Below are 13460 nucleotides of genomic sequence, written 5' to 3'. Positions count from 1 at the left end.
TATCCGTCCTCCCGGCGCTCGTTCAGCCTTGCCGGGCCGAGGGGGCCGTGTTGCGGCCAACCGGAAAGCGCCTTACTCTTGGGGAACTTGTCGGACACTTATCAGGCACTTGGCGTTAGACCGGGCTGGTCCTCGAGGGGAGAAACGAGTGGGGCAAACCGATTTTCGGTTTGGCGGTGCGTCTGGCGTTGCCGTTGCCAAATCGAAGGCTGCGAGCGTCGATGAAGCCGTGGCCGAGCTCGTCGCCCAACTCCCGTCCGACGAGCTGGCGCTGATCCTGGTCTTCCTCTCGCCCCGCTACGACCCCCATCGCTTCATCGCCGAGATCACCCGGCAGTTCGATGAGACCCGGATCTGCGGTTGCACGACCGCGGGCGAGCTCGCCCCTGACGGCTGGGACGAGAACAGCGTCGTGGCGCTCGCGTTCAGCCGTGCCGATTTCTCGGCCGCGGTGCGGCCGATTTTCAACCTCGACAGTTTCCGCGTCGAGGACGGCCGCAGAATCGGCGGCGAGCTCCGGCACGAGCTGTTGCGGATCACCCCGCAAGTCGATCGCGGCAATGCCTTCGGCCTCGTGTTGATCGACGGCCTGTGCCGCCGCGAAGAGGCGGTGATGTCCGCGATCTATGCCTCGCTCGACGACATTCCGGTTGTCGGCGGCTCCGCGGGTGACGGGATGCGCTTCGAGAAGACCTGGGTGTTCTGCGACGGCAAGGCACACACCAATGCCGCCCTCCTGATCCTGTTGAACACCTCGCTGCCGTTCCGGGTTTTCAAGTGCGACAATTTCGAGCCCAGTCCGCAGAAGATGGTGGTCACCGAAGCCGACATCGAAAATCGAACGGTCAGGGAGCTGAACGCGGAGCCAGCGGCCGAGGAATATTCGCGCATGGTCGGGATCCTGGACGCCAAGCTCGATCCGTTCTCCTTCGCGTCCCACCCGGTGCTGGTGCGGGTCGGCGGCGCCTATTACGCGCGGTCGATCCAGCGCGTCGAACCGGACGGCTCCTTGCATTTCTTCTGCGCCATCGACGAAGGCATGGTGCTGACGGCGGCGACGTCGCGCAGCCTGGTCGGCTCGACCCGCGACACCTTCACCGAAATCCGCGACCAGATCGGAGAGGTCTCGCTCTATATCGGCTTCGAGTGCCTGCTCCGGCGGCTCGACGCCGAGCAGCACCAGCTCACCCGCGACATGTCCGAACTGTACCGGCAGAACCGAGTCGTCGGCTTTCACACCTATGGCGAGCAGTTCGGCTCCATGCATGTGAACCAGACCTTCACCGGCGTCGCGATCGGAAGGCGCCCGTCGTGACGGACATGTGGCAGGGCCCTGATGCGACCGACCAGTTGCGGCGCGAGGCGGCGAAGCTGAAGAAGATCAACGCCGCCCTGATGTCGCGCGTCGAGCGCTCGATGGACCAGCAGCTCAACGCCTTCTCGCTGTTCGAGACTGCGATTGCGCTCGACCACAAGGTCCGCGACCGGACTCACCAGTTGCGCGGAGCGCTGCATTCGGTCGAGCGCGCCAATGAAGAGCTCTACCGCGCCAAGCAACAGGCTGAAGCCGCAAGCTCGCTGAAATCATCGGTGCTGATCTCGGTCACCCACGACCTGTTGCAGCCGCTCAACGCGGCGCGGCTGACGCTGTCGGCGCTGACCGAAATGATGGAGTCGCAGGAAGCGGGCCTGCTGATCGACCAGGCCGACCGCTCGCTGCTGATGCTGGAGGACCTACTGCGGTCGCTGCTGGAGATCGCAAAGCTCGACGCCGGCGCACTCAAGCCCGACGTGCGCGCCATCGCGCTGGCGCCCCTGTTCGAGCAGCTTCGCAACGAATTCGAGCCGGTCGCGGCGCGGCAGGGGCTTGCCCTGCACATCCGCACCTCACCGCACGCGGTGAGGTCGGATGCGATGATGCTGCGACGGATCCTTCAGAATCTGCTTGCCAATGCGATCCGCTATACCCGCAGCGGCGGCGTCGTCATGGGATGCCGGCTGCGGGGCGACCGCATCTGCGTCCAGGTCTCCGACACCGGGCCTGGAATTGCGCAGGCGCAGCAGGAGGCAATCTTCCGCGAATTCCAGCGCGGCGAAGCAACCGCGACCGACCAGGCCGGCTTCGGGCTCGGCCTCTCCATCGTCCGCCGTTTCGCAACCGTGCTCGGTCACGGGGTGCAGTTGTCGTCCCGGATCGGCAAAGGATCGACCTTCACCCTGGAGCTGGAGCCGACCGACCTCGCGGAGGTCGGCGACGAGGTGCACGAGATCAAGCTCGACGAGCGGCACTATAGCGGGCTCGAAGGCGCCAAGATCCTGCTGATCGAGAACGACCCGAACGGCTCGGAGGCGATGGCCGCGCTGCTGGAAGGTTGGGGCTGCGACGTCGCGACCACGCGCTCGGCTGCCGATGCGCTGCTGCGCCTCAGCGAGCTCGGCGGTGCGCCGGATGCCGTGATCGCCGATCTGCACCTCGATCACGGCGAGAGCGGCCTGTCGGCCATCGCCGATGTCCGCCAGCATCTGAAGCTCGACACGCCGGCCATGATCATCACCGCCGACTACTCCGACAAGGCTGCAAAGGAAGCGAGCCGCCACGGCCTCGAGGTGCTGAAGAAGCCGATCAAGCCCGCCGAGATGCGGGCGCTGCTGTCGTTCCTGCTGGGCTAGTCCCGCGCGGGTGGATCGGGCTGTGCCCGCTCGCGATGGGCCGTGGGGCTCTCGGCTGCCAGCGTCGCGAAGTCGATCCTGGACATTTCGACGATCGCCTTGGTGCGGCTGAGCACGTTGAGCTTGCGCAGGATCTCGGAGACGTGGACCTTCACCGTGGTCTCCGAAATCGTCAGCTCGTAGGCGATCTGCTTGTTTTGCAGGCCGCGCTGGAGCATTTCGAGCACGCGCAATTGCTGCGGCGTCAGCTCGTGCAGGCGCTTCAGGAGATCCTGCGCGGGGCCGGACGCCCGTTGCGGCCGGGCCCGTCCGCGATAGGCGGCGGGAACACAGACCGAGCCGCGCAGCACCTCGCCGATCGACTGTGCCAGCTCCTGCTTGGACGACGATTTGGGGATGTAGCCGGACACGCCGAGCGACAACGCGCCGGACACGATCTGCCGATCCTGATGTCCGGATACGATGACGACGGGAATTTTTGGAAACGCCTTGCGGATGCGGATGATGCCCGAAAGACCCGTGGTGCCCGGCATCGACAGATCGAGCAGGATCAGGTCGAGTTCGGTGCTCGCCGCGATCTGCTCCAGCGCGCCGTCGATCGACGTCGCCTGAACAATATCGGCCGCGGGCGCCACCATCCGGAGCGCGCCTTCGAGCGCCTCGCGAAACAGCGGATGGTCCTCGACGATCAGAAATCGCATCACGTAAGAGCCATTGTGAAGACCTTGCTGAAGACCTCGCCCAGGAGGCCGCCAGGGCCGGCGTCGAATTGAACGCGTTGAGAATGGCTCGGCACCGCCAAGCCGGCTTGATCCAGGTCAAGAACGACACTGCGCGTCATTGCGACCTGCCGCGATCGGGCCGCGCATAAGGCCGGCTGCGCGGATCGGGCAGCTCCATCTTGCCGATTTCGATGATCGCCTTGTTGCGGCTGAACAGGCCGAGCTTGCGCAGGATCTCGGTGATATGCGCCTTCACCGTGGATTCCGCGAGCTGAAGCTCCTGGGCGATCTGGCGGTTCGGATAGCCGCGACGCAGGAGGTCGAGCACGCGAAGCTGCTGCGGCGTGAGCTCGTGCAGCTTGACCTCGAGCGCCTTGCTGGCCTCGGCCCGCCGCTGCGGCGTCGCCACGAAATCCTTCGGCACCGACACCGACCCGCTCAGCACGCCCTCGATCGATTGCGCCAGCTCACGCTTCGACGTCGACTTGGGCAGATATCCGGCGGCACCCAGCGCCAGCGCCTCGCGGACGACGCGCTGGTCCTCCTCGCTCGACACGATGGCGACCGGCAGGCGCGGAAAGGCCTCGCGCAAGCGCAGAAAGCCGGAGAAGCCGGTCGCGTCCGGCAGCGAAAGATCGAGCAGCGCAAGGTCGATACCCTGCTCGGCCGACAGGATATGCAGCGCATCCGCGATCGACATCGCTTCGAAGATCCGCGCTTCCGGCAAGGCCAGCCGCACCGCATTGCCGAGCGCCTCGCGAAACAGCGGATGATCGTCGATGATCAGGAAGCTGGTCATGGCGCCTTCCCAACACTGCATCGCACGCGCACCTGCCGCGGCGGCGGAAGCGGCACATCCATGCGATCGCCGTCCGGCGCCGGGATGATGCCGGACGGACGCTACCACATCCTCCCGATCGCGCTCGGTCAAGATCGCTCAGTCGTTCGATTCGGATTGGACCGTCAGCAGGAAGGAAAAGATGTGGTCGAACTGATCGTCGGTGAAGACCTCTTTCCAGGCCGGCATACCCTTGGTCGGCCGCCCCTCATGCACGGTGGTCCAGAATTTCTCGCGCATATCGTCACCGTAGCGATGACGCAGCAGCCGCAGGTCGATCTTCCGCTCGCTCTGGATCGCGTCCGGACCGTGGCAGTGCGCACAGGTTCCGTTGAATATCTCCTTGCCCGAACCGACGGCCTCGGTGCCGGGCGCGTCGCCCTTGGTCTCGGTGGCGACCACACTGGCGGTCTGCGTCGCGCCGGGCCCGGCCCCGATGGTCGTTCCCGCCGGCATCGCTGGGGCCGCACCGAAGCGAGCCGGCTGGCCGGTCGGCAAGCCATATTTGACCGCGAGCGCGCCGATCGTGGCCTGAAGCTGCGGCAGGACGGCATCGACGCGATCACGCAGCTCGGTGGATGTCTTCGCAAAGCCGATCGCCGCATCCCATGACAGGCCTTCGCCCTCGGTGAGCTGAATCTGATAGCGATCATTGTAGCTGGTCTTGTTCAGCCAGCCGGCGACCGGGCCCCAGATGAAGGCGACGTCGGCCTTGCCCTGATCGAGCGCCTGCATGCCTTCCTCGGGCGACAGCACCGTCACCATCCGGATGTCGGCGCGGCTCGCGAGCAGGTTTTGCGGCGTGCTGGCGAACTGCACGGCAACACGCTTGCCGTGGAGGCTGTCGAGGCTGTTGAGCACCTGCCCCTTGGCCGCCACGAGGCCATAGCCCTCCTTCGCGACCGTGCCGGAGAAGATCACGGCCGGTCCCATGAAATCCTCGGACCGCGGCAGCCCGATCATGGCGTCGCATTGCTTGCCGAGCAGCGTGACACGCACGGTGCGCTTGCCGAAATAGGATTTGTACCAGTCGTAGGCGACCGGCCGGCCGAGCGCCTGCGCCAGGGCCTGCCCGATCTCGACATAGAAGCCCGGCTGAGACGGATTATCGCTTGAGAATGGAAGATTGGTCGGGTCGGCGCAGAGACGCAGCGGCTGCGCCTCGTCCGCATGCAGCAAGGCGGGAACCACCAGCGCGGCGGCACATGCGAGCAGACCTGCGATGGCGCGATTTCGGCTCGCACCGATGCCAGAACGATTCGGACGCATCCTCGTCTCCCGTAGCTCTTGATTGGGCCGGAGCTCTGTTGAGCCAGGCGCTGCGGCACCAGGCATCGGCCGATGCCGCAGCTCGTGTCAGGAAAAGGCGCGCGCGTATCCCGTCACCTCGAGGATGCGCGCGCGAGTGCTCACTGGACGGAGAACACGAAGAGCGAACCGCCCTCGGGGGCTGCGGCCGTCATCTTCTTTCCTATCTCGCCCAGGAACGCCGGCAGCGCAGCGGTGCGGCCGACGACGATGGCGACATATTGCGTGCCGTCGACCTGATAGGTCACCGGACCTGCGCCGATGCCGGAGCCGAGATTCTTGCTCCACAACACCTTGCCGGACTTCGCATCGATGGCGCGGAAATCGCCATGGATGTTGCCGGCAAACACGAGGCCACCGCCGGTGGTCAGCGTGCCGCCGTTGAAGGGCAGGTCTTCCTTGATCGACCAGACCTTCTTCTGCGCGACCGGGTCCCAGGCCACGAGCTCGCCGAGGAAGCCGCCGGGACCTTCCTTGGTCGGGAATTCGGCGCCGAGATAGAACACACCGCGCTTGTAGGCGACGTCCGAGACCGACCAGTCCATGCAGACGTTGTTGGACGGGATGTAGACGAGACCGGTCTGCGGATTGAACGACATCGGCTGCCAGTTCTTGCCGCCGATCAGGTTCGGGCAGATGTCCTTGGCGGGATGATTCGGCCCGGGACGCTTGTCGGGATCCTCGACCGCGCGCATCGTGGCGACGTCCCACTTCTTGGCCCAGTTGGAGAACACGTATTTCTCCGCCGAAAGCACCTTGCCGGTCTCGCGGTTGGCGACGAAGAAGTAGCCGTTGCGATCCGCCTTCATCAGCGCCGGAACGGTGCTGCCGTCGATCTTCAGATCCGCGAGCACGGCTTCGTTGACGCCGTCATAGTCCCAGGCATCGGCCGGCGTGGTCTGGATGTGCCACTTGATCTTGCCGGTGTTGGGATCGAACGCCACCGTCGAGGCGGTGTAGAGGTTGGTCAGCTTGCCGAAATTGCCGTCGCCGGTCGAGCGCACCGCCGTATTCCAGGGTCCAGGATTGCTGGTGCCCCAATAAACCGTGTCGGTCTTCGGATCGTAGGAGCCGACCAGCCAGGGCGCGCCGCCGCCATGCTGGGCGGAGTCGCCCTTCCAGGTGTCGCCGCCGGGCTCATCCGGCGACGGAACGGTATAGGTCTGCCACAACTGCTTGCCGGTGCCGATGTCGAAGGCCTGGAGCGAGCCGCGTACGCCGTATTCGCCGCCGCCGAACCCGGTGATGACCTTGTCGCGCACGACGAGCGGCGGCGAGGTGATGACCGAACCCTGCTTGTAGTCGACCACCTTCGTCGTCCACAGCGACTTGCCGGTCGCGGCATCGAGCGCCGTCAGCTTGCCGTCGAGGCGACCGACGAAGATCTTGCCGTCGGCATAGGAGACGCCGCGATTGTTCACATCGCAGCAGGCGTATTGCAGCACGTCCTCGGGAATATCGGGCTCGTAGGTCCACTTGCGCGCGCCGGTGGCGGCATCGAGCGCGTAGACATATTTCGGGCCCCAGGAGCTCGAAACGTAGAGCGTGTTGCCGACGACGATCGGCGAGGATTCGTTCGAACGCAGCGACGCCAGCGAGAACGAATAGGCGAGCGTCAGCTTGCCGGCGTTCTCGGTGTTGATCTGCTTCAGCGGGCTGAAGCGCGTGTTGCCGTAGTCGTGGCCGGCAACGGCCCATTGGTTCGAATCGGATTGCGCCTTGAGCAGGGAGTCGTTGGCGCGAACGCCCGGCGTAGCGGCGGCCAGCATCGCAATCATCGAGATGCCAGCCAAGAAGCCCTTCGTTCCAAAGGTCATGTATTCCCTCCGCGGTGTTGTTGTGCACGCCATGTTGGGCGCTTGAGCGCGCTGCGCTCGTGATGCGCAGTTTGTCTGCGAGCCATCGTTCGAAATTACAGCATCGCCGTTTCGCGGTTAGTATAGGCGGAAGGTAGTAGTGCGGATGGTTGGCGAGTTGCGCCGCTCATCTCGTTGTTCAGACTTGCGTCTTGTCCCTGCTTGCAGCTCGAAACGAGCCGTCGGATTTGGGCGCACCGCGACACAATCGGGCCGCTCCCATCCGGCGTCGCGTGCATCGGTCACGATGATGGCGCTACCACCACCGCAAATTTTTCGAAGACGTTCGCGGCAAGTTTTCGCGAGGTCGAGTCGGTCAGCCGCGCGCCGAGATGTGCGAGCTTGCCGCCGGTCTGCGCGTCGGCCTCGTCGTGCAGGATGGTGACGTCGGGCGATCGTTTCCAGCCGGACCGTGGCCCGACCTTGGCAAAGCCCGCGACGCCGCCCGCGCGGCGCCTTCACCGGACCGACCTTCAGCCCCACGGTCGCAGTCCTGGGCGCCCCGGCCGGCGCGGCTCGCCACCGGCATCGGGCCAGCACAGCTGCGGTGCACCGTCACGAACAAAATCAATGACTTAGCTTGCCACCGCCTACTACCAAGATCGCGATTACATTGGCGCAAGCGCGTGCTCCTATTCGTGTCAACGAACAAGACATCAAAGGGAGGCATGACGCGCGAGGACCCCACGTCCAGGACCAGCGCCTCGCACCGGCGGTTGAACCAAGCCCGCCGCTGACGAAGCGCACATCGTTTTCGAAGGCTCCTTGCAAAGTCGCGCCACGCGCTGGCGGCGGCACGGGGTATCGCGACCGAATCGCGCACCGCGGCAACCGTCACGGATGACCTTTCCATGACGCGCCGCCTGTAAAATCCCAGTTGCAAACTTCCGTTCGCGCTGTCTCTAATTGGAATAACTATAAACATTCGGGAGGTACTCACGTGTCTACAGTCAAACTGACGGTGAACGGCAAGGCTGTTGCCGTCGACGTCGAGGACCGCACGCTGCTGGTTCAGCTGCTGCGCGACCACCTCAACCTCACCGGAACCCATGTCGGTTGCGACACCAGCCAGTGCGGTGCCTGCGTCGTCCATATGGACGGCAAGGCGGTCAAATCCTGCACTATGCTGGCGGGACAGGCCGACGGCGCCAGCATCACCACGATCGAAGGCATCGCCAAGGGCGACGAGTTGCACCCGATGCAGGCAGCCTTCCGCGACAATCACGGCCTGCAGTGCGGCTATTGCACGCCGGGCATGATCATGTCGGCCATCGACATCGTGCACCGCTATGGTGGCCAGCTCGACGAGGCCACCGTCCGCCACGAGCTCGAAGGCAATATCTGCCGCTGCACCGGCTACCACAACATCGTCAAAGCCGTACTGGACGCAGCAGGCCGCATGAAGGTCTCGCAGGCGGCCGAGTAATCGGCGCGCCTCGAAACAAAAACCATCGCCGCCGCTTTCGAGGGAAAGCGCGGTCAAGACAAATTCCGGTCGGGAGGACCAGACATGGGTGTTGAAGGCATTGGCGCGCGCGTCGTGCGCAAGGAAGACAAGCGTTTCATTACCGGCAAGGGCCGCTACGTCGACGACATCAAATTGCAGGGCATGACCCATGCCCATTTCATCCGCAGCCCGCACGCGCATGCCAAGGTGAAGGGAATCGATTCCTCCGCCGCGCTGAAGATGCCGGGCGTGGTCGCGGTGCTGACGGGACAGGAGATCGTCGACGACAAGGTCGGCAACCTCATCTGCGGCTGGGCAATCACCTCCAAGGACGGCAGCCCGATGAAGATGGGCGCATGGCCGGCGATGGCGCCGGAGACGGTGCGCTTCGTCGGTCAGGCGGTCGCAGTCGTGATCGCCGAGACCAAAAATCTCGCACGCGACGCGGCCGAAGCCGTGGTCGTGAACTACGAAGAGCTGCCCGCGGTCGCCGACGTTCACGCCGCGATCAAGTCCGGCGCGCCGCAGCTGCATCCCGAAGCTCCCGGCAACCAGGTCTATGACTGGGTGATCGGCGACGAGGGCGCCACCGATGCCGCCTTCGCCAAGGCCGCCAACGTGGTGAAGCTCGACGTCACCAACAACCGTCTCGCGCCGAACGCAATGGAGCCCCGCGCGGCGATTGCCGATTACGATTCGGCGGAAGAGCACTTCACGCTCTACACGACGTCGCAGAATCCCCACGTCGCCCGCCTCGTGCTGTCGGCGTTCTACAACATCGCACCCGAGCACAAGCTGCGCGTGATTGCGCCTGACGTCGGCGGCGGCTTCGGCTCGAAAATCTTCATCTATCCCGAAGAGATGGTGGCGCTGTGGGCCTCGAAGAAAGTCGGCCGTCCCGTGAAATGGACCGGCGACCGGACCGAGGCCTTCCTCACCGATGCGCATGGCCGCGACCACGTCACCCATGCCGAGATGGCCTTCGACGCCAACAACAAGATCACCGGATTGAAGGTGAAGACCTACGCCAATTTCGGCGCCTACATGTCACTGTTCTCGTCCTCGGTCCCGACCTATCTCTACGCGACGCTGCTGTCGGGCCAGTACAACATCCCGGCGATCCATGCCGAGGTGGTCGGGGTCTACACCAACACCACGCCGGTCGACGCCTATCGCGGCGCCGGCCGCCCCGAGGCGAGCTATCTGATCGAACGTCTGATGGAGACGGCGGCGCGGCAGTTGAAGGTCGATCCGGCCGCGTTGCGCCGGACCAACTTCATCACCCAGTTCCCGCACCAGACGCCGGTGATCATGGCTTATGACACCGGCGACTTTAATGCCTCGCTCGATGCCGCGATGAAGGCGATCGACTATGCCGGCTTTGCCGGGCGCAAGGCCAAGGCGAAGGCCGACGGCAAGCTGCGTGGCATCGGCGTGTCCTGCTACATCGAGGCCTGCGGCATCGCGCCGTCGAAGGCCGTCGGCAGCCTGGGCGCCGGCGTCGGTCTTTGGGAGTCCGCCGAAGTCCGCGTCAACCCGGTCGGCACCATCGAGGTGCTGACGGGATCGCACAGCCACGGCCAGGGTCACGAGACCACGTTCTGCCAGCTCGTCGCGGAGCGGCTCGGCGTTCCCATCAGCCAGGTCTCGATCGTCCATGGCGACACCGACAAGGTGCAGTTCGGCATGGGCACCTACGGCTCGCGCTCGGCCGCCGTTGGCCTCACCGCGATCCTGAAAGCCATGGAGAAGATGGAATCCAAGGCCAAGAAGATCGCCGCGCATGCGCTGGAAGCTTCGGAAGGCGACATCGTCATCGAGAACGGCGAGTTCAAGGTGGCCGGAACCGACAAGGCGATCGCCTTCCCGATGGTCGCGCTCGCGGCCTACACCGCGCACAATCTGCCTGACGGGATGGAGCCGGGCCTGAAGGAAAGCGCCTTCTACGACCCGACCAATTTCACCTTCCCGGCCGGCACCTATATCTGCGAGCTCGAGGTCGATCCCGGCACTGGCAAGACGTCTTTCGTCAACTTTGTCGCGGCCGACGATTTCGGCCGGCTGATCAACCCGATGATCGTCGAGGGCCAGGTCCATGGCGGTCTCGTGCAAGGCATCGGACAAGCGTTGCTCGAGCACGCGATCTACGACGCCAGCGGGCAGCCGGTCACGGCCTCGTTCATGGACTACGCCATGCCGCGCGCCGACGACGTTCCCTCGTTCAATCTCTCCCACACCACGACGCTGTGCCCGGGCAATCCGCTCGGCATCAAAGGGTGCGGTGAGGCCGGCGCGATCGGCGCGTCAGCGGCCGTGATCAACGCGATCACGGATGCGATCGGCAAGAACAATCTGGAAATGCCCGCAACCCCGGACCGGGTGTGGCGCACGATCCACGCGGCTTAAGGGAGGAACGAAGATGTACCAGACCGTTTATCATCGCGCGTCCTCGGTCGACGAGGCCGTCAGCCTGTTCTCCAAGAGCAGCGAAGCAAAGTTCCTCGCCGGCGGCCAGACGCTGCTGCCGGTGATGAAGCAACGCCTCGCCAGTCCGTCCGACGTCATCGACCTCGGCAAGATCAAGGAGCTGCAGGGCGTCGAGCTCTCAGGCGACGTGCTGACCATCAAGGCCGGCACGACCTATTTCGACATCATGCAGAATGCCGATGTGAAGAAGGCGATCCCCGCAATCGCCTATCTTACCTCGGTGCTTGGGGACCCCGCCGTGCGCTATCGCGGCACGATCGGCGGCTCGATCGCCAACAACGATCCTGCCGCGGATTTTCCGGCCGCGCTGCTCGCGCTCGGCGCCACCGTGAAGACCAACAAGCGGTCGATTACGGCGGATGACTTCTTCCAGGGCCTGTTCACGACGGCGCTGGAAGACGGCGAGCTCATCACCGCCGTGTCGTTCCCGGTTCCGGCGAAGGCAGGCTACGAAAAGATGCGCCACCCGGCGTCTCGCTTCGCGCTGACCGGCGTGTTCGTCGCGCAGACGAAGTCGGGCGAGGTTCGGGTGGCCGCCACCGGCGCCTCGCAAAGCGGCGTGATGCGGGTCCCGGCCATCGAAACGGCGCTGAAGGCGAATTGGTCGCCGTCGGCGATCGACAGCGTGAGCATTTCGGCGAGCAATCTGCTGGCCGACATCCACGGAACGGCGGAGTACCGCGCCAACCTCATCAAGGTGATGGCGCAGCGCGCGGTGGCTGCCGCTCGCTGATCATCGCGCCTTAGCGCCTCAACACAAATTTTCCGCGGCGCGCACTTCGGTGCGCGCCGTTTTATTTGGCCGTGCGGGTGAAAAGCGCTTGCCTCACTGGCGTGGAGGCGAGAAAAGTTAATCGGCCAATTAACTTGCCCCGCAGAGGAACGCCTCGGCGCTTGCCGACCATCGGCAATATGCGCCTTGGATCCGAGGAAACAAACACGTGCCCGATCAATCAGCCCAAAACTCCTCCGTCCGCACCTCCGGCCCGCTCGCAGGTTTCCGCATCGTTGAATTCGCCGGCATTGGACCAGGCCCGTTCGCCTGCATGATGCTGGCCGACATGGGCGCCGAAATCGTCACGCTCGATCGGGTCGGCGCCAGGAAGAACATGAAGTCGGTCGCAGGCCGCGGCCGCAAGGTGGTCGAGCTCGACCTCAAGGACAAGGCGGCGATCGCGGAGGTGCTCGATCTGCTTGCGAATGCCGACGCACTGGTCGAGGGTTTTCGTCCCGGCGTGATGGAGCGGCTCGGCCTCGGGCCTGACGTGGTGCTCGCGCGCAATCCAAAGCTGGTCTACGGCCGCATGACCGGCTGGGGCCAGCAAGGCCCGCTCGCCAACGCCGCCGGCCACGACATCAACTACATCTCCATCACCGGCGCGCTCGCCGCGATCGGCACGAAGGAAGCGCCGGTGCCGCCGCTCAATTTGGTCGGCGATTTCGGCGGCGGCGCGCTCTACCTCGTGGTCGGCGTGCTCGCGGCGCTGCTGGAGGGCTCGCGGTCAGGCAAGGGCCAGGTCGTCGATGCCGCGATGTGCGACGGCGCGGCATCGCTGATGTCGTTCTTCTTCGACATGACCACGCTCGGCCGCTGGACCGAAGGCCGCAACGAGAACTTCCTTGACGGCGGCGCGCATTTCTACGGCGTCTACGAATGTGCCTGCGGCCATTTCGTCTCGATCGGCTCGATCGAGCCGCAGTTCTACGCGTTGCTGCGCGAACACGCCGGCCTGACCGACGCCGACTTCGACGCGCAGATGGACCGCAAGGCCTGGCCCGCGCTGAAGGAAAAATTGAAGACGGTATTCAAGAGCAAGACGCGCGAGGACTGGTGCAAGATCATGGAAGGCACCGACATCTGCTTTGCGCCGGTGCTGACCATGTCGGAAGCGACCGAGCATCCGCACATGGTCGCCCGCAACGTCTTCGTCGAGCGCCACGGCGTGAAGCAGCCGGCGCCGGCGCCGCGCTTTTCGCGGACGCCATCGGCGGTGCGCGAGCCGGAAGTGGCCGAGATCGGCGCGGTGATGAAGGCGTGGAAGGCGGGGCGTTAAGGCCTCCGCTGTCGCATCACACTCCGGGTCGTCCTGGCGAAAGCCAGGACCCATAGCCACCAAACGTGGTTTGACGAA

The 13460-nt window shown here is 64.9% G+C and carries 10 protein-coding genes; 6 read left to right on the top strand and 4 right to left on the bottom strand.

What is annotated here, in order from left to right; all coding sequences use genetic code 11:
• Positions 1-148 precede the first annotated feature (148 nt).
• Both ABIB80_RS05185 and ABIB80_RS05180 read left to right on the top strand, forming a co-directional pair.
• Positions 149-1315 (top strand): FIST N-terminal domain-containing protein, encoded by a 1167-nt coding sequence (locus ABIB80_RS05185; protein WP_007599070.1) that lies wholly within the window; start codon positions 149-151, stop codon positions 1313-1315.
• A 5-nt stretch (positions 1316-1320) separates the two neighbouring features.
• A complete protein-coding gene (locus ABIB80_RS05180; RefSeq protein ID WP_007599067.1) occupies positions 1321-2670 on the top strand; it encodes a hybrid sensor histidine kinase/response regulator in 1350 nt (449 codons plus the stop codon).
• Here the strand turns inward: ABIB80_RS05180 and ABIB80_RS05175 are convergent.
• From ABIB80_RS05175 to ABIB80_RS05160, 4 genes are all read right to left on the bottom strand, one after another.
• Positions 2667-3371 (bottom strand): response regulator, encoded by a 705-nt coding sequence (locus tag ABIB80_RS05175; protein ID WP_007599066.1) that lies wholly within the window; start codon positions 3369-3371, stop codon positions 2667-2669. The two genes, ABIB80_RS05180 and ABIB80_RS05175, sit on opposite strands and share 4 nt — an antisense overlap.
• A gap of 136 nt (positions 3372-3507) precedes the next feature.
• Positions 3508-4191, bottom strand: a complete 684-nt coding sequence (locus tag ABIB80_RS05170; protein ID WP_035995389.1) for a response regulator — start codon at positions 4189-4191, stop codon at positions 3508-3510.
• A 138-nt stretch (positions 4192-4329) separates the two neighbouring features.
• Positions 4330-5499 carry a c-type cytochrome gene (locus ABIB80_RS05165; protein ID WP_007599063.1) on the bottom strand — a complete coding sequence of 390 codons (1170 nt, stop codon included), beginning with the start codon at positions 5497-5499 and terminating at the stop codon, positions 4330-4332.
• 140 nt (positions 5500-5639) lie between these two features.
• The gene (locus tag ABIB80_RS05160) at positions 5640-7355 is read right to left on the bottom strand and encodes a PQQ-dependent methanol/ethanol family dehydrogenase (RefSeq protein ID WP_007599061.1); all 1716 of its coding nucleotides are present in this window, start codon (positions 7353-7355) and stop codon (positions 5640-5642) included.
• Positions 7356-8334: 979 nt separating this feature from the next.
• Here ABIB80_RS05160 and ABIB80_RS05150 point away from each other — a divergent pair.
• The 4 genes from ABIB80_RS05150 to ABIB80_RS05135 all read left to right on the top strand — a co-directional run bounded on the left by ABIB80_RS05150 (position 8335) and on the right by ABIB80_RS05135 (position 13382).
• Entirely contained in the window at positions 8335-8820 is a 486-nt protein-coding gene (locus ABIB80_RS05150) for a (2Fe-2S)-binding protein (protein WP_007599059.1), read from the top strand.
• A gap of 84 nt (positions 8821-8904) precedes the next feature.
• A complete protein-coding gene (locus tag ABIB80_RS05145; RefSeq protein ID WP_007599057.1) occupies positions 8905-11247 on the top strand; it encodes a xanthine dehydrogenase family protein molybdopterin-binding subunit in 2343 nt (780 codons plus the stop codon).
• Positions 11248-11260: 13 nt separating this feature from the next.
• Positions 11261-12061: an FAD binding domain-containing protein gene (locus ABIB80_RS05140; RefSeq protein ID WP_007599055.1), complete on the top strand. Its 801-nt coding sequence runs from the start codon at positions 11261-11263 to the stop codon at positions 12059-12061.
• Between the two features lie 208 nt (positions 12062-12269).
• Positions 12270-13382: a CaiB/BaiF CoA transferase family protein gene (locus tag ABIB80_RS05135; RefSeq protein WP_007599053.1), complete on the top strand. Its 1113-nt coding sequence runs from the start codon at positions 12270-12272 to the stop codon at positions 13380-13382.
• The last annotated feature ends 78 nt before the right edge of the window (positions 13383-13460 follow it).

The sequence above is a fragment of the Bradyrhizobium sp. i1.15.2 genome (assembly GCF_040548425.1).
Classification (GTDB): Bacteria; Pseudomonadota; Alphaproteobacteria; order Rhizobiales; family Xanthobacteraceae; genus Bradyrhizobium; species Bradyrhizobium canariense.
This window is presented reverse-complemented; position numbering and strand designations above follow the sequence as displayed.